The following is a 17,576-nucleotide window of genomic DNA, read 5'->3' on the forward strand; positions in this document are numbered from 1 at the left end:
AACGAAAACATTTTATCCGGGAGGGAGGTTTAATGTTGTTTCATTAAAGTTCTCGTATCATTTTTTAATTGGATCAACATTTGTTCAGCAATCGCATTGTACCCGCGCGCGTTCGGATGAACTCCATCATAAGAAAGATATTGTGGCTGCTCACTATTGATCACATCCGCCGTTTCAATCACCAATGCATAGTCCACTTTGTCTGCCAGTTCATAGAGCTTCAAGTTCCATTTAGGCAGTATTTTGTCTGCTAAAGAATAAAATTCATTTTCTTGATCCAATGGGTTGTATAACTCCAACAAAAGAACGGTCGCATCAGGATTAAGCTCGTTAATTCGATTCATCGTACTCGATAGGTTATGGACAAAATCGGTTTGAAGTCGATCAAATGACCGAATTGCTTCATAAAAGCCCTCCTCAAAACCGAGGCGCAGTATATCATTTCCCCCAATATTAATAGTGACAATATCCGCGTTTTTAATTTTCTCGTCAAATTCTCCCTTTTGAACTAACTCGTTTAATTCTTCACTTGTGATTTCATTAATGCCTTCATTTTGATAAAGAACCTCTTTTTGAATATCCTCTTCCAAATTCAACGAAAACGATCTGACTAAATTCTCATTCGAACTAGCCCCGAAACCTTTTATAATCGAATCGCCTAACGCTAGATGATGAAGGATTGGTTTATCGACAGAACGGTAATAATCCGTATACGAAATGTGATGTTCACTCGCCATTGTATGTGAAACAGCGGCCGTTTCTTTTTTCACCTTATCGATTTGATACTGCGGATAATATATCCAAATCGATACACCTAATACGCCTACTCCTAAGAGACTGAGTACATATCCAATGACTTTCATTTTTTCGTCTTACTTCCTCCTTTTATATGCAAACACATTCAATTATCGTCCAATTAATAACAAATTATACGTAATACATCGTCGTATCAATCATAAAAAAAGCTAGCACTCATAAACTAAAAAGTCAAATAATGAATACGCCAATAAAGCGTAATGGAGTGATAGGAATATCCGTGAAAAAACATGGTCAATGAAACCTTTTTATGTCATCTTTTTTCTCGTTTATCTGATTTATGTAATTGGCATCAGTTCGTACCTGTTTAGTCTTACGCCCGGTGATATCCCACAAGACTATAAAGGAACGACAGCAGATCCTGCTGCCTTTTTAACCTCCGCTCAAATCGAAGAGTCCCATCAGCTTGATTTGATCGGTTATTTTACTTTTTTTTTAAAAACACCACTTGATTTTTTCCTTTTCATTGCCGTTCTTTCCTTTTCCAAACGGGTGTGTGACCACGCCAAAAAAATCGCCAAACGCTCCTTCTGGCAATTTTCTTTTTACTATTTCGTCCTTTCGCTCATGCTCGCAGCCATTTACCTTCCTCTTGATCTGTTCTTTTTTTATCTCGGTCATCATTATGATTTGACGAGTCAAAGCCTGTACTCTTGGGTAAAAGATTTTCTCCTTGATCTCGGCGTAGACTTACTCATCATGACGCCTCTCTTATTCGGTGCTTTCTGGCTCATCAGAAAACAGCCGAAAAAATGGTGGCTTAGCATGTGGGGCTTTTGCCTGCCTCTTACCGTTCTAATGATGTTTCTTGTCCCTCAGTTTATTAGTCCACTCTTTAATGAATATAAACCGCTTGAAGACAAAATCGTTCGTACTGAAATTGAACAGCTTGCTGCGGAAGCAGGGATTCCGGATGCAAAAATTTTAGAAATGAATATGTCTAAACAAACGAACCAGATGAACGCATTTGTCACAGGGATCGGTTCGAACATGCAAATTGTTCTTGGAGACACAACGATTGAAAAATTGACGATCGATGAAATTCGTTTTGTGATGGCACATGAAATCGGCCACTATAAGTTGAAGCACATGTACCACGATCTTTTCTTAAATGTGTTCATGACCTTCTACGTCGCATTTGGTACGTACTATGTGTACCACTTTCTTTTACGTAATGTCGGTTCACAGATTGGCATAAAAAAAGCCGACGATTTTGCGGCTCTTCCCCTGCTTTTGTTGGCAGTATCAATCGTCAGTTTTCCCCTTTCTCCTTTGGAAAATGTATATTCAAGATATATGGAAACACAGGCGGATGAATATGCGTTGAACATGACAGACGATAAAGAAGCCGCTATTTCAAGTTTTCAGAAGCTCACGAAAGATTCCAAAACAACCGGGTATGATCCTGATGTGATTCATTTTTTCCAAGGTTCTCATCCCCGTCTCATTGAACGGATTGATTATGTCGAACATTATCAGATTCCAGAGGATGAATAAGAAAAAAGAATAATGAATAATCTGAAGCCCGGTCTTTCAATAGACTGGCTTTTTTCATTACATAATACCCCACTTCAAATACGTAAAGCGCACAGCTCGGTATTAAGCGTGGGATGAATCGCCTTCGGACAAGGGGTCGCTTTAGCGGTCTCGATTGTCCGACTGTTCGAAAGCTGTTTGAATTAGACGAAAGGAACGATGATACGAATGCCCCCTTTTTTCTTCTATTTTTCTAAAAGAAAAAACAGAACTAATGTTTGTTTTTTCTTTTAGGAATGGTATAATGAGGAAGATGGGAACGGAGGTATCATACAATGATCATGCACAAAGCGTATAAATTCCGCATCTACCCAAACAAAGAGCAAGAAAGGCTGATTGCGAAAACAATCGGAAGCAGCCGTTTTGTCTTCAATCACTTTTTAGCGAAGTGGAATGATACGTACAAAGAAACAGGCAAAGGATTGACGTATAACTCGTGTTCTGTCCAATTAACACAACTAAAGAAGGAATTAATGTGGTTAAAAGAAGTCGATAGTGTTGCCATTCAATCATCACTTAAAAATCTTGCGGATGCTTATTCGAGATTCTTCAAAAATCAAAATAAACGACCACATTTTAAATCGAAAAAGAACCATGTTCAATCCTACACAACAAAGCACACGAACGGCAATATTGCGGTTGCTGATCATAAACTGAAATTGCCGAAACTTGGTTGGATTCGCTTTGCGAAAAGTCGTGAGGTGGAAGGACGTATCTTGAATGCTACGATTAGACGCCATTCAAATGGCAAGTATTTTGCCTCTATTCTTGCCGAAACAGAGGTGAAAGAAAAATCGAAAACAGGTTCATCCGTTGGAATGGACGCTGGATTAAAAGACTTTGCTATTCTCTCTGACGGAAGCATATACAAAAATCCTCGTTTCTTCCGTTCACTTGAAAAGAAACTGGCAAAAGAGCAACGTGTTCTTTCACGTAGAAAAGAAATCGCTATCAAACAGAAACGTAAGCTGTCTGAATCAAAGAATTATCAAAAACAACGCAGAAAAGTGGCTCGTATCTATGAACGCATGGTGAATGCACGTAACGACTATTTGCATAAGATCAGCACCGAGATCATCAAAAACCACGATGTGATCGGTATTGAAGATTTGAAAGTGTCCAACATGTTGAAGAATCATAAATTAGCGAAAGCCATCAGTGAAGCGAGTTGGTCGCAATTCAGAACTATGCTTAAATACAAAGCAAAATGGTATGGAAAACAGGTTGTAGTTGTTGGAAAAACATTTGCCAGTTCTCAATTATGTTCTTGTTGTGGATATAAAAATAAAGACGTTAAGAATCTTCATTTGCGTGAGTGGGATTGTCCAGAGTGCCAAACTCATCATGATCGAGATCTTAACGCAGGATTAAATCTCAAAAACGAAGCCATAAGACTTTTAACCGCAGGGACTGCGGGGGTAGCCTACTCCATAACTGGCCGATAGGTTGGTGTTCTTAGGAATCCCCTACTTCAAACAGACATAATGTTGTTACGTGGGGGTAGTTCAATGTCGTATACTGTAATTTAATAGATTTTAAACATGTTTTTGATTTCATCTTAACTATTATGAAGGAGCGTGTTTGATCGTGAACGCTGCAAAAGTGACATCACTATGGAGATACCCTGTTAAATCGATGATGGGGGAAGAAATGAATGCGTGCGACATAACAAAAAAGGGACTATTAGGGGACAGAGCATTCGGCGTCATCGACATGTCCACAAGTAAACTCGCAAATGCAAAAAATCCACTGAAATGGCCGAACATGTTTCAATACCGGGCAGCTTTTACGGAGCCGCCACAACTGTTATCGTCTACTCCGCCTGTCCGAATCACGTTTCCTGATGGCACAGCGATTCTAAGTACAGATGAGGAAAAGAACACAAAGCTTTCTGAGAGCTTTAATCGAACGGTACAGCTGTCGAGTCCTTCATCACTCGATGTCGAATTTGAGGGGTACATTCCTGAAGATATAGAGGAATTAGAGAATCCAGGTTCCATTTTCACTCGAACATCACCTGAAGGTACTTTTTTTGATATTGGAATCGTTCACATTATTACGACGTCAACGATCAATACGTTAAGAAAATCGATTCCCGAGAGCAGAATTGAACCGAGACGATTCAGACCGAATATCATCATTGATGTTCCAGAAGCAGAAGGGTTCGTAGAGAATGAGTGGATTGGTAAAACATTGACGATCGGTAGCCATGTGCAGCTAAAAATTTTGCAGCCGACGAAGCGGTGTGTCATGACGACACTTGCACAAGGCGATCTTCCGAAAGATCCCGCTGTTTTAAAATCAATCGTCAAAAACAATGCCGGCAGTTTCGGTGTTTATGCTGAAGTCGTGACAGATGGAAAGATACATGCTGGAGATCATGTGGATATTAAATAGAAGAAAAAACACACAGCCTGGAAGAACATTTCTCTTTCGGGCTGTGTGTTTTTATGAATGTTCATGAAGTATCAGGACAGAATAGTGTAGACAATGTATTTTATGAAATCGATTGTACTCTTCATTTCACAGACAGGGAGTTGAAAAAGATAAAAAAATTTTTAGACCCTCCCAAAGTTCTCGTACTGGGCTTTTTGACGATCTCTTTAATTGGAACATTTCTGTTATCTCTGCCTTATGCGACAGTCGATGGAAAGGGGCTGTCTTTTTTAAATGCTTTATTTACATCTACATCTGCTGCTTGTGTCAATGGTCTCGTCGTTGTGGATACAGGCACTACCTTTACCCTGTTTGGACAGCTTGTCATTTTATCGCTCATTCAACTAGGTGGACTCGGGTTTATGACGTTTGCTACCTTTCTTGCTGTTTTGTTGGGGAAACGAATTTCTTTAAAAGAACGGTTGCTGCTTCGTGAATCGACAAACAGCTCGTCCATTTCAGGCGTTGTGACGTTAACGAAAAGAATTATCCTTTTTAGCGTTACGATTGAAATCGTTGGGGCAATCCTTTTAGCGTTTCGTTTTGCTGCTGAGATGCCGATTGGAAAAGCGATCTATTACGGGGTTTTCCATTCGATTTCAAATTTTAATAATGCAGGTTTTGACTTAACCGGGGGATTTAAAAGTTTAGCCCTTTATGCAGAAGATCCGATCGTAAACCTGACGGTTTGTGCGCTCATTACAGTAGGCGGGATTGGTTTTATTGTCTTGAATGAAGTGTTCGAATACCGGGAAACCCGCCGTTTATCTTTACATACGAAAGTTGTACTCGCTACGAGCTTCGTCTTAACGTTTGGCGGTACAATTTTCATTTTGCTGTTAGAGTTTGGAAACCCGAAAACATTGCAGCCCTTATCTTATTCTGGAAAAGTGTTAGCCGCACTTTTTCAATCTGTTACGACACGATCAACTGGTTCCAGTACATTGAACATTCCCGATTTATCGCAGTCTACTTTATTCCTGCTTATTTTTCTTATGTTCATCGGAGCTTCTCCCGGTTCAGCTGGGGGCGGGATTAAAACAACCACTTTCGCGACTTTATTAGGGGCTGTCTGGTCACAGATAAAAGGGAGAGAAGATGTTGTATTCTTTCGCCAATGTATTCCTTTTGACACCATCTATAAAGCTCTTACCATCACGATCAGCGGGTTATTTTTCGTTATCATCCTTACCATGCTGCTGACGATTACAGAAAGTGGAAAAGACTTTTTAATGATTTTTTTTGAAGCCGTTTCTGCCTCTTCTGACGTCGGTTTATCCATGGGGCTGACCCCTGAATTATCACCGGTTGGTCGTATACTCATTATTTTCGCCATGTTTGCAGGGAGAGTGGGACCTTTAACGATTGCCTATGCCGTTGCTACAAGAGAAAAACCGAATGCGTTCCGTTATCCGAAAGGAAAAATAATGATTGGCTAATGAATTTGTAAGGAGTGTGGCGACAAGATGCCAAAAGAACAATTTGCGGTCATTGGGATGGGCCGATTCGGAACGAGTATTGCAAAAAAACTGAATGAAACCGGTCATGAAGTAATGGGTATTGATATAAACGCGGACGAAGTTGAAGATGCTGAATTATTTATTACGCATGGAGCTGTAGCCGATACGACTGAAAAAGCAACATTAAAATCCATCGGTATTAGCAATTTTGATTGTGTCATCGTCGCGATTGGGAGTAATATGCAGGCAAGTATTTTGACCGTATTGCTCTTAAAAGAATTAGGGATTAAAAAAATTATCGCCAAAGCGCTGAGCGAACTACACGGGCAAGTGTTAAAAAAAGTCGGAGCTGATTGGATCGTCTATCCGGATAAAGATATGGGCGAACGTGTTGCCCATCAGCTGCTGTCACCTAATGTCTTAAACTTTATCGAACTATCGAATGAGTACAGCATAGAAGAAATAAAAATCCCTTCAAGCATGGTGAGTAAAAGCCTGCGGGATCTTGGTATACGAGCAACGTATCATTTAAATGTGATTGCGGTCATGAGTCATGACGAAATGACCATCTCCCCTTCACCTGACCACGTCATAAACGACGGTGATATTTTAATCGTAATCGGCAAAAAAGTAGATCTATCGGCATTTTCCAATACAGAATAGCCCCGTTTGTTTTGGATATGCCGATCATGTGTATTACATGTCGAAGAAGTTTTTTCTTTTCTGACGCTTTTTCTGGTATCGCTGATAAAACCAAATCGCGATCGTAAGCCAAAATCCACCTACTAAATAACCACTTATAATATCTGTTGGGTAATGCACGCCTAAATAAATACGGCTCGTTCCAATCATCATCATCATCATGGTACTGATAACAATTAAGAGCGTACGGCCCCATCCAACTGGTATATGACGCCAAAGCAGAAAAGCAAGAATACCATAAAGAGTAATCGCGTTCGTCGCATGGCCGCTTGGGAAACTATATCCTCCCACTTCGATAAGCCGGTGAAAATCCGGACGCGCTCTATGAAAGAACCATTTTAATGATTTAAAGAGAATGTTCGAACCTAGAACGACCGCTATAAATAAAATAAGTTCTGAGCGGTGTTTGAATACGTTGTAAAGAAAAAATAACACGAGAAGGGAAAGCACTACAATCGAATACGTTGAACCAATAAACGTGAAAAACTTCATAATCGCCGTCAACATCGACGATTCCAATCCTTGAATAAACGAGATCACAGTCTGATCAAATTGAATAATCTTATGGCTGCTCACTAAAAAAGCCATAAAGCCAAATCCAATTAACGAAACAAGACTGATGATAAAGGCAATGGAAAGCTGAAACTTTAAGTTCATAGCAACAAACACCTCGAGTTTATTATCAATTTGTATCGGCTGTTCATTTTATCACACTTAAAAACACCATTCAAAAAATCGAATGGTGTCAGCAGAAGAACGTTTTATTACATAGGATCTTTTAATCTTTCCGGAGGCCTCATTTTCGCATTGGGCAAATCCAGTTTGACCGTATTCAACTCTTCACCAAAGATCGCCACATGTTGGCGGTCTGGTGCAAATTCTCTTCCATTCCATTTAAGTATATTCTCCATATAGCCAAGTCTATCGGCGTTATATCGGCCGGCGATGTTTTGAAATGTGTTCAGTTCATACATGCCATCCCTGTCAAAATCAACGGGATACAGTCCCGACAAAGGAGATACCCAGCCTTCGATTGGCTCTTTCAGCGTCCCATCCGCGTTATAGATCTCCGCTAAATAATCAGCACCTTTATACATGAGATCAATTGTATACTTCTTCTTGTTGAAGCTTGTCACAATGGCCTTATAATGATCTTTGTATACCACATTATACGTATATTTTTCATTAAATGATTCAGAATCAAAGATCTGACGAATTTCCCCATTTATATACGAAAACATATACGCATAAATCATTCCACCGCTTCCCCCTGTATTGATGACAATGAGAATATCCTCTACTTTGTCACCTGTGAATTCACCAAGAAAAATGGTCGGATTATAACCGGCATTTTCTTTCAAATAAATTTTTTCATACTGATTGGTTCTTCCATCTCGAACGACAAGAGTGATATTTTGCCAAAACGGACTGTCCGGCGTTTGATCTGCTGTCAGATAGACTGTATCAATAGTGCCATCCCCGGTAACGTCTCCTCGCTTCACTTGAACGACTTTATTATTTTCTGCCTGCAGCTGCCGCTTCATCTCAAGCAGTTTTTCTTTAGACGGATAAGGAGTCGATGAGGACAGCGCTTTATGAATGGTCGTTAAAGCTTGATCCAGTAATCCTGCTTTCATTTGCGCATCAGCTAAATAGTACCAATAAACAGGAGAATCCATCTCTTGAAGTAAGGCTTTATAGTAATTCGCTACTTTCTTGAAGTAATAAGGGTATACGTCCGTTGCTTTAACGAGGTCGTTTGTGCACCAACGATAGATGTCTATTTGATAGGCATTTCCTGTGTCATGATTCCAGAGGGCAATCTCATACGTGCCTGGACACTCATTCATCTCTTCTACCTTCATTTTGCTGTAGACCTTTTTATTGGGTGTCAAATGCTTAAAGCCTTCTGGCGTCCACTGCAGTAAGTCGAGCTCCGACCAAATACCCGCAATCTGCCAGCCAATGAGCAATGTGTTGATCGTACTGTCCACGACAGGAGCGGCCAATAAATCCGTTATGCTGTACCCGCTCCCTTTCATGTGAGCCACTTGATACCACGTATGATCGTACTCTTTTAGTATGACGATATAGTTTTCACCATGATCTTTATAAGCTCCCACTAATTCTAGACAATGATCTCCGTCTAAGTCAGCCAGCAAGATCGCAGGACGTTTTTCTGGCTGCTGCAGCTCCAGAACTTCGACTCCTCTAGGTAAAAACGCCTTTAAGAGTAGTACATAGTCCGTCATCATTTTCTCCATATCACACACCTCACCTGCTTATATTCTCCATAACTAATATATGCAGAGCGCACCTGTTTGGATAGTGTGACAAGATAAAGTGAATTTTTATTCTTTTATCCATTCACGCAATTTCGTTTTGGAGAAATACACTTGTCCATTTAATTTAACGTGAGGAATATCGGGGTGTTCTTGAATTAACACTCTCGCCTCTTCTTTCGTTATGCCCAAAAAATGATGCACGCTGCTCTCTGCCAACAATTCACGTTGATCATTTTTTTTAAAATAATCAAAGAAACTTTTTTCTGTTGGATTTTGGTAATTCCGTAATCCATCACAAATAAAATATCCGGCTATCGCCAGTCCAACACCTATGAACAAATCCATCTACTCCCCTCCTGCTTTTTCATCATACTTGTCCATCATATATATGTGTCATATGAATCCAAATTCCTCTAATATCCGGATTAAGTATAAAAAAGAAAAGTGAAAATACAATGAAAAAAGCCGCCTGCGTTTATGGCAAGCGGCTTTTCTTATCTACTTAAACCATCCCTTTTCTTTCGATTGAGAAATGGCTTCGATTCGATTTTTCACCTCGAGCTTATCAAAGATAGTAGAAATATAGTTTCGCACCGTTCCATTCTTAATCTGGAGTTCTTCAGCGATTTGTTTTGTATTTTTCCCATCAGCTACAAGCTCTAATACATCTTTTTCCCGTTCAGTCAGTGGATTTTCTTCACTGTAAAAGTCGTCCATCAATTCAGGTGCATACACGCGTCTTCCAGCCATAATGCTGCGGATGGAGCTAGCGAGCTCTTCACTCGGGCTGTCTTTCAACAAATAACCGCTCACTTTCGCTTTGATCGCACGCTGGAAATAGCCGGTTCGGGCAAATGTTGTTAAAATGATCACTTTGCAGTCACAGTCTTTTAACTCTTCTGCAGCGTCTAGTCCTGTCTTTAATGGCATTTCAATATCCATAATGCACACATCCGGTTGTAACGTCTGAACGAGTGCAACCGCTTCTTCCCCGTTTGCTGCTTGTCCGACTACTTCCATATCGTCTTCTAAACTGAGCAGCGAGCCTAATGCCCCGAGCAGCATCCGCTGATCTTCGGCAATAACGATTCGAATCATTCATATTCCCCCTCATCACGCTGTTTCACGTCATTTGGCACATTCATAATAATCATCGTTCCATTATCTGATCGAATATCTAGACTACCATTCACAAATTCAAGCCGCTCTCTCATTCCGAGAAGGCCGCTTCCTTTTCCAATATCTTGCCGGATCATCCCAATCCCATCATCTTTTATAGTCAACTGCAGCCCGGTTTTCGTCTGCTTAATGCTAATATGACAAGAAAAGGCCTGGCTATGCTTGACAATATTGGTCACAGCTTCTTTCATGCACATACTGATAATATTTTCAACAAAAAGCGATACGTTGTTCAATTTAAATTCTTTCTCACCCGTATATTCGATTTGTGCCGCTTTTAACAATTGTTGAACGAGCACAATTTCGTCGTTAATCCGAATGCCGCGCATCGATGAAACTAAATTCCGCACTTCATTTAATGCCGTTCTGGCGGTTTGCTGCACGTCGATTAATTCCTCTTTTGCCTTTTCCGGATCTTTATAAATAAGCTTTCTCGCAAGGTCACTTTTCAAGCCGATGAGAGACAGCCTTTGTCCGAGCGTATCATGAAGATCACGGGCAATGCGCTGCCGCTCTTCTTGTTTGACCAATTCAGAAATGCGATTGTTCGCCATTTGCAGTTCCTCTTCAAGCTTGTCCTGTTTTTTTCGATTATATAGATTAAACGGCAGTAATATGACACTAATAAACACAATCACGATGAGCGGCAGCTGCTGAATAAAGAACGGATCTTTCAGAACAAAATTGTAATTGATCGAAAAGGCCGTGCCGACTAAATGAATGACATATGCTGTAATGAATGCCCCTCTCTTTTTTATATTGCCGTTATAATACGCAATATAAAAGGCAAAATAGATAAACTGAAAGAGTATCGTCATGATGATCGATATGCCTACTAAAATACAGATCCATACATAAGCAGGCCAATTTTTAGATAGAAACGCGAACCGAAAGCTAACATAAAAGAGTATCGTCAGCGTGATCCCGAAGATAATTTCCTTCGTCGAGGAAGACTGGAATATAAAATAAAAGGGCAAAAAACTTAAAATACTCCATATATATGGAGACATGCCTGAACTTTTTTGAAAGACTGTCGTTCGTTTTTTCATCGTTGTTCCTCATTTTTCTTGTACTTGCTTCTTATTTTAGCACAATCATCCCACATTTCTGTAAAAAAAACCATATTCCCGTTAAGACGGAAATATGGTGATGGACATATTTTTATACAATTTATTCACTCATGACGCTTTTCTTCAACGATTTAACAGATTGATTCGCATCTTTAAATGTAACAAACTTATTACTTTGCTCATCCCACAAACGGAATTTTACGGACTGAATACTCGTCCAGAGCGTAATGGTCGGTACATTTTGCAAAGGATCTGCGTTGTTGTGTGCCGCTTCTAATTGATAATTCGGTACACGTGGGCTTAAATGATGCACGTGGTGAAAGCCGATATTTCCTGTGATCCACTGCAACGGTTTTGGAAGCTTGTAGAATGAGCTACCTTCCACTGCTGCTTGCACAAAATTCCAATTTTCATCTTCTTCAAAATAAGAATCTTCGAACGTGTGCTGTACATAAAAGAGCCAAACACCCATTGAACCGGCAATCCAGAACATTGGACCATGTACGAGCAGGAATGACTGCCAGCCAATCGCCCAGCAAAGCAATCCAGCACTCGCAAAAATCAGGATGTTCGTGAGATACGTATTCATACGCTCTTTCTTTCTTGCTCCTTTTACGTTAAAGCGATTCGTAATGAGGAATACCCAGATCGGCCCAATGACGAACATAACGAATGGATTCCGGTAAAGACGGTACGCAATACGTGTTTTTAATGGAGCCGTTAAATATTCTTCAACCGTCATCATCCACATATCACCTGTCCCGCGTTTATCCAAATTACTGCTCGTCGCGTGATGGATATTATGGCTGTGTGCCCATTGATCATAAGGGAAAAACGTTAAAACGCCTGTAAGTGTTCCGACAATTCGATTCAATTTTCTATTTTTAAAAAACGAGTGGTGACAGCAGTCATGAAAAATAATGAAGATCCGCGTAATAAATCCTGCGCCAATAACCGATAAACCTAACGTTAGGAAATAGGAAATGGACAAGCTTTGATACGCCAGGTACCAGATGACGACAAACGGTACAATCGTGTTAATGAGCTGCCAAATACTCGCTTTCGTATTTGATTTTTCGTATGGAGCAACTTGTTTTCGTAAAACTTTTGCTTTTTCTTTTTCTTTGCTCATATTATTGTGTTCCCTCCGCTAGTTGATGATATACCTTATTATAACGAAGGGATTTTTACTTATGCAGTAGCACCCGTCACACCCTGAGTATGACAAGTGTCATATTTTGAAAACTTTATCTAAATTTCATTCCATACTCAGCTTGAAACGTTTCGCCCACTTCAAGCATATTAATACCAAATTTGTCCTTCAGCTCTCCCGATGTCTCGTTCGTGTCAGCAACGCCATACCACGGTTCAATGCAGATAAACGGGGCGATCGTGCCATCTGCTTCATCGTATTTAGACCAAATCCCGACGAATGGAAAGCCTTTTAACGTGACGTCTATGCCATAGCTTGTTGTATTGGATTCGAGCGTGACGTAATTAATATTGCTGTAAATAGACGCATCATTTGCGAATAAGGACGGGGTTAATGTAAAAGCTTGAACACCGTCAGCTGGACCTTTCTCCTTAATGAGAGAATCTGTTAGTTCGTATTCCATTGCTTTCTTATTTTCAGCAGGCATCACTTTTACTTTGTAATCCTCGACTGTTTCATTTTCCAAAAGTGGGATCCGAAACGCCGGATGCGCACCGATCGAGAAATACATCTTTTCTTTGTTTTCATTCGTTATTTCCCAGCGAACGGTAAGTGATGCCTCATCTAGTGTATAGTGAATGACTGCCTTGAATTCGTATGGGTATATGTCCGTGAATAAACCAGCCGATTCAAATTGAAAGGAAGCTTTGTCCACTGTTTGCTCGGCAATTTCAAAGTTAACGTCGCGTAGAAAACCATGTTGGGACATCGGATAGCTCTGTCCATCCACTACATACTGATCTCCTTTTAAACGCCCAACAATAGGAAACAAGACTGGAGATACACGTCCCCAATACGCGCTGTCACCCGTCCACATATAATGTAGCTCGTTTTTCTTATGGTACACTTCTCGCACTTCCGCTCCTTCCGTTGAAATGCTTACTTTTAACCAATCGTTTTCAATCATAATCATCGTTTCTTACTCCTCATCTTTATAAAATTTCTCCTTCTTATTATGACGGATCTATTGAGAAAAACAATCATCTTTCCCTTTAAATGACGCAAAAAGCTCAGCATAATTTCTGCTGAGTTCTTCTTATTCATTTTCCAAATCATCCAAATCAACTACATGAAAGGATGGATCTTCACACTTCTTTATTCCCGTTGCTTTTACATTTAAAATGGTACGTAGGCCGGCGATGACCGTTTTAAGATCTGTTACAGAGGTGCTTTTATTCTCTGTAACGATATCTTCTACCAGTCGTTCAAGCCCCTCTATTTCCCCTAATTTACTTTTTAGCTCCATAATTTCTTGATGACTAATGTTATATTTCAACCGGTGAGCATATTTGTTTCGCAGTTCATTAAATTCAAGCAGCATCTCGCATTGATTTTGGTCAATCAGGTTAAAGGCAGACGCTATTTCCGTTTTGGTCCGAAATCGTTCTTTATACAGTTCTAATATATCTGGATTTGGGATAAACCCTTCAAGCAATTTGTTTAATTCATTTTCAATATAAAGATGGCCTCTTAAAATTAAATATAATTTGTCATTTTGATCATCCAAATCGTCTATGAAAGACTCTCTGTCCGATTTAGGTTTCATACGTTCACTCCTCATCATTTACAATCATTTACCTTGAAATGAAATATCAAAAAAGACGAGCAATTTAAACTCGTCTTCCTTTCATGATACACATTTACTCAAAGTCGTCAGGATTTTTATCTTCTTGCCCTGGCTTTTTTGGATCTCGAGCTCGTTGTGGCTCAATATCCTGTCCTTTTTCTTTTTTTACCTTTTGCTCGATCGAGTCATTACGTTTTACACCTTTTTCTTCTGTCATGAAACGTCCCTCCCCTCACAAATAGTTAACATGTATTCATTTATCCTGTTTTATTAAATATAAACACGGCGCATTGCCGTAATGGTTTCCTTTGTCTAAATACAAACAGACCTGGTACCCCAGGTCTGTTTTTCACATCGCTCATTATGCCTTACTTACATTTGTTGCTTGCGGGCCACGTTGACCATCTTCAACTTCAAAAGTCACTGCCTGGCCTTCGTCTAATGATTTGTACCCCTCGCCCTCAATGGCAGAGAAATGTACAAATACATCCTCTCCCCCTTCACGTTCGATAAACCCAAATCCTTTTTCACTGTTAAACCATTTCACTTTACCGCTTTCCATTTTGTTCCTCCTAGCATAAAAAATACTTCATATCGCAATTTCAGATTGCTTATGTATTATCTCTGTTTAACCGTTCCTTTATACATATTCAAACAAGTTCTTCGATTTCAATGAAAATAAGGGAACTATTTTCCAAATTTTAGATTGTTTCCATGTATTTGTTCCTTTGACAACAAACACATGTTTCTATATAATGAATGTAGAACAAATTTTCGTCATTGATATATGAGCCTTTCCTGGAATGTGTTTCGCATTATAATGAAACAATAATGGAGAGCGTTTTTCTTTCAAGAGGCGCTTATTTTTGGGAAGGATGATAATAATGAGTGCAGATAGACAAGCAGCATTAGATGCTGCATTAAAGCAAATTGAAAAGCAGTTTGGCCACGGGGCGATTATGAAGTTAGGTGAACAGGCCGACAAACGTGTGAGTGCCGTTTCCAGTGGATCTATTCAAGTCGATAAGGCTTTAGGGATTGGCGGATATCCGAAAGGTCGTATTATTGAAATATACGGTCCGGAATCATCTGGTAAAACGACGGTCTCTCTTCATGCTATTGCAGAAGTGCAGGCACAAGGCGGGACGGCAGCCTTTATAGACGCGGAACACGCACTTGACCCTGTTTATGCGGAAAAGATCGGTGTAGACATTGACGAACTCCTTCTCTCTCAGCCAGATACTGGCGAACAGGCGCTTGAAATTGCAGAAGCACTTGTGCGAAGTGGAGCGGTTAATATTTTGGTTATCGATTCAGTCGCTGCTCTCGTTCCAAGAGCAGAAATCGAAGGAGAAATGGGCGCTTCACATGTCGGCTTACAAGCTCGACTCATGTCACAGGCGATGCGCAAATTAAATGGGGCGATTAGTGAGACGGGCACGATTGCCATCTTTATTAACCAAATAAGAGAAAAAGTAGGGGTCATGTTTGGCAATCCAGAAGTGACACCTGGAGGACGCGCACTCAAATTTTATGCATCCGTCCGGGTCGAGGTTAGACGTTCTGAACAAATTAAGTCCGCAACAGAAATTCTCGGAAACAAAACGAAAATCAAAATCGTCAAAAATAAAGTGTCACCGCCTTTCCGTACAGCAGAAGTAGACATTATGTATGGAGAAGGGATTTCAAAACAAGGGGAAATCATCGACTTAGGTGCTGAAACAGAGATCATTGAAAAATCAGGTGCATGGTATTCATACAATGGAGAACGTCTTGGACAAGGACGGGAAAACGCAAAAGTCTTTTTAAAAGAGAACAAAGCCATTTCCGATGAAATCGAAATGAAGATTCGAACTCATTTAGGCATTAATTAAAGAAAATGACTCCGGTCTCAAACCCGGAGTCATTTTCTTTCCTCTTCACTTCTATCATTCTTTTCCCCAAAGGACAAACGAATCGATCTCTATTTTTTCAACGACGAAAAACTTCTTATCATCGATCCAACAAACATTATACATGCCCCGCCAACGAGCAGCGTGAAAAACGTTGGTTTATCCATCACGTCAAGCGGATAGAGTACGCCGCTTAAAATCGCAATAAATCCGATCACCGTTAATCCCCAGCCTAGTTTTTGCATACATAAAACACCTTCTATCTATCACTTTTTCTCCATTATACAACAAAAAAACGTTGCCCCATCTGTCTTTATTTCACTGAAATCCCAAAATGACCGTCCCATCAACACAGCTAAACTCCATTCCATCCGTTTATTGACTATTTTCTCCATCTACATTCACAAGTTTCATTGAATTCACTAAAAAAAAGCAGTACACTTACGCTACCGAATTCTTGCTAAAGGAGAACTGTCTGATGATTCATTTTGTCGCATTAGATTTTGAAACCGCGAATGCGAGCCGGAGCAGCGTTTGCTCCATTGGCCTTGCAAAAGTGGCTGGCAGTGAGATTACTGATACGTATTATTCGCTTGTCAATCCAGGTGAACAGTTCGATAGCCGCAACATCGCGGTCCATGGTATCCACCCGGCAGACGTGCAAGATGCTCCGACATTTCAGGAGTTGTATGAGGATGTGTTCGCCTTTATTGGCCATGATCCAATCGTTGCCCATTTCGCCCAATTTGATATAAACGTGCTGCGCGGCACGGCCGAAAAATATGCGCTGCCGCTGCCGGACAATCCATATTTCTGCTCTTGCATGCTCGCGAAAAAATTGCTGAAGCTGCCTTCCCATAAACTGAACGTCGTCGCCGATCATTTCGATTTCCAGTTTGAGCATCATAATGCACTTGAAGACGCCATAGCCTGCGCAACGATTGTCATTCATATGACAAAAGAACACTCGTCCCTTCATCATTTACTTAGCGAAATCGACTACTCATTCGGCTATTTGAACGGGCCGGCTTTCCATAAAAATAAAGCACCCCGTAAAAAAACACCGGTAAAAGTGGAGCTAGACAAGCACCATCCTTTTTACGAAAAATCACTCTGCTTCACCGGTACACTCACATCTATGAAACGCGCAGACGCCATCGAACTCGTGACGAAACGAGGCGCGCATGTCCACACGTCTCTTAAAAAAGACACAGACTACCTCATCGTCGGCGAATCAGACGCAATAAAATACCGAAAAGGACAAGTGTCGTCTAAAATTCAACAAGCAAAAGAGTGGCAGCAAGCGGGATATAAAGTAAAGCTTGTATCAGAACATAAATTTTTCGGAGCGGTTTTCAAATAAAGGATAGGAGAACGCAGACTAAGACCGTCACTTCCTATGACAACGTCTGCGTGACCC

The 17,576-nt window shown here is 40.4% G+C and carries 19 protein-coding genes; 7 read left to right on the top strand and 12 right to left on the bottom strand.

The annotated features are described in order from the left end of the window. Positions 1 to 29 precede the first annotated feature (29 nt). Positions 30 to 863 (bottom strand): GDSL-type esterase/lipase family protein, encoded by an 834-nt coding sequence (locus AWH49_RS08945; protein WP_034290093.1) that lies wholly within the window; start codon positions 861 to 863, stop codon positions 30 to 32. Positions 864 to 1,053: 190 nt separating this feature from the next. On the opposite strand from AWH49_RS08945, the gene AWH49_RS08950 reads away from it, so the two are divergent. From AWH49_RS08950 to AWH49_RS08970, 5 genes are all read left to right on the top strand, one after another. Continuing rightward, entirely contained in the window at positions 1,054 to 2,313 is a 1,260-nt protein-coding gene (locus AWH49_RS08950; RefSeq protein WP_063965408.1) for a M48 family metallopeptidase, read from the top strand. 314 nt (positions 2,314 to 2,627) lie between these two features. After that, positions 2,628 to 3,797: an IS200/IS605 family element RNA-guided endonuclease TnpB gene (gene tnpB / locus AWH49_RS08955; RefSeq protein WP_063965409.1), complete on the top strand. Its 1,170-nt coding sequence runs from the start codon at positions 2,628 to 2,630 to the stop codon at positions 3,795 to 3,797. Positions 3,798 to 3,939: 142 nt separating this feature from the next. After that, positions 3,940 to 4,749: an MOSC domain-containing protein gene (locus AWH49_RS08960; protein ID WP_244886791.1), complete on the top strand. Its 810-nt coding sequence runs from the start codon at positions 3,940 to 3,942 to the stop codon at positions 4,747 to 4,749. A gap of 140 nt (positions 4,750 to 4,889) precedes the next feature. After that, positions 4,890 to 6,227: a TrkH family potassium uptake protein gene (locus AWH49_RS08965; RefSeq protein ID WP_063965467.1), complete on the top strand. Its 1,338-nt coding sequence runs from the start codon at positions 4,890 to 4,892 to the stop codon at positions 6,225 to 6,227. 27 nt (positions 6,228 to 6,254) lie between these two features. Beyond that, positions 6,255 to 6,911 (top strand): potassium channel family protein, encoded by a 657-nt coding sequence (locus tag AWH49_RS08970; protein WP_063965410.1) that lies wholly within the window; start codon positions 6,255 to 6,257, stop codon positions 6,909 to 6,911. A 33-nt stretch (positions 6,912 to 6,944) separates the two neighbouring features. Here the strand turns inward: AWH49_RS08970 and AWH49_RS08975 are convergent, their stop codons facing one another. The 10 genes from AWH49_RS08975 to AWH49_RS09015 form a co-directional block, all read right to left on the bottom strand. Further along, a complete protein-coding gene (locus tag AWH49_RS08975; RefSeq protein WP_063965411.1) occupies positions 6,945 to 7,607 on the bottom strand; it encodes a phosphatase PAP2 family protein in 663 nt (220 codons plus the stop codon). Between the two features lie 107 nt (positions 7,608 to 7,714). Further along, positions 7,715 to 8,494 carry a hypothetical protein gene (locus AWH49_RS19130; protein ID WP_425305704.1) on the bottom strand — a complete coding sequence of 260 codons (780 nt, stop codon included), beginning with the start codon at positions 8,492 to 8,494 and terminating at the stop codon, positions 7,715 to 7,717. Between the two features lie 807 nt (positions 8,495 to 9,301). Next, positions 9,302 to 9,580 (bottom strand): helix-turn-helix domain-containing protein, encoded by a 279-nt coding sequence (locus AWH49_RS08985; RefSeq protein ID WP_018392099.1) that lies wholly within the window; start codon positions 9,578 to 9,580, stop codon positions 9,302 to 9,304. A 153-nt stretch (positions 9,581 to 9,733) separates the two neighbouring features. Next, positions 9,734 to 10,333 (bottom strand): response regulator transcription factor, encoded by a 600-nt coding sequence (locus tag AWH49_RS08990; RefSeq protein WP_063965413.1) that lies wholly within the window; start codon positions 10,331 to 10,333, stop codon positions 9,734 to 9,736. Next, on the bottom strand, positions 10,330 to 11,463 hold the full coding sequence (locus AWH49_RS08995; protein WP_063965414.1) for a sensor histidine kinase: 1,134 nt from the start codon (positions 11,461 to 11,463) through the stop codon (positions 10,330 to 10,332). Before AWH49_RS08995 ends, AWH49_RS08990 begins: the two co-directional genes overlap by 4 nt. 121 nt (positions 11,464 to 11,584) lie before the next feature. Next, entirely contained in the window at positions 11,585 to 12,616 is a 1,032-nt protein-coding gene (gene desA, locus AWH49_RS09000; RefSeq protein WP_034290082.1) for a Delta(5) desaturase DesA, read from the bottom strand. A 115-nt stretch (positions 12,617 to 12,731) separates the two neighbouring features. Beyond that, positions 12,732 to 13,610 carry an aldose 1-epimerase family protein gene (locus tag AWH49_RS09005; protein WP_063965415.1) on the bottom strand — a complete coding sequence of 293 codons (879 nt, stop codon included), beginning with the start codon at positions 13,608 to 13,610 and terminating at the stop codon, positions 12,732 to 12,734. A gap of 123 nt (positions 13,611 to 13,733) precedes the next feature. Then, entirely contained in the window at positions 13,734 to 14,243 is a 510-nt protein-coding gene (locus AWH49_RS09010) for a hypothetical protein (protein WP_063965416.1), read from the bottom strand. A 94-nt stretch (positions 14,244 to 14,337) separates the two neighbouring features. Next, on the bottom strand, positions 14,338 to 14,481 hold the full coding sequence (locus tag AWH49_RS19970; RefSeq protein WP_157723695.1) for a 3-methyladenine DNA glycosylase: 144 nt from the start codon (positions 14,479 to 14,481) through the stop codon (positions 14,338 to 14,340). 144 nt (positions 14,482 to 14,625) lie between these two features. Further along, entirely contained in the window at positions 14,626 to 14,826 is a 201-nt protein-coding gene (locus tag AWH49_RS09015; protein WP_018392091.1) for a cold-shock protein, read from the bottom strand. A 322-nt stretch (positions 14,827 to 15,148) separates the two neighbouring features. Here AWH49_RS09015 and recA point away from each other — a divergent pair, with 322 nt between their 5' ends. Then, a complete protein-coding gene (recA, locus tag AWH49_RS09020; protein WP_018392090.1) occupies positions 15,149 to 16,138 on the top strand; it encodes a recombinase RecA in 990 nt (329 codons plus the stop codon). Between the two features lie 89 nt (positions 16,139 to 16,227). On the opposite strand, the gene AWH49_RS20335 is transcribed toward recA, so the two are convergent. Then, positions 16,228 to 16,401 (bottom strand): hypothetical protein, encoded by a 174-nt coding sequence (locus AWH49_RS20335; RefSeq protein WP_169815986.1) that lies wholly within the window; start codon positions 16,399 to 16,401, stop codon positions 16,228 to 16,230. Positions 16,402 to 16,634: 233 nt separating this feature from the next. On the opposite strand from AWH49_RS20335, the gene AWH49_RS19975 reads away from it, so the two are divergent. Beyond that, a complete protein-coding gene (locus AWH49_RS19975; RefSeq protein ID WP_063965417.1) occupies positions 16,635 to 17,519 on the top strand; it encodes an exonuclease domain-containing protein in 885 nt (294 codons plus the stop codon). The last annotated feature ends 57 nt before the right edge of the window (positions 17,520 to 17,576 follow it).

It is taken from the genome of Domibacillus aminovorans, assembly GCF_001643235.1.
Lineage (GTDB): Bacteria > Bacillota > Bacilli > Bacillales > Domibacillaceae > Domibacillus > Domibacillus aminovorans.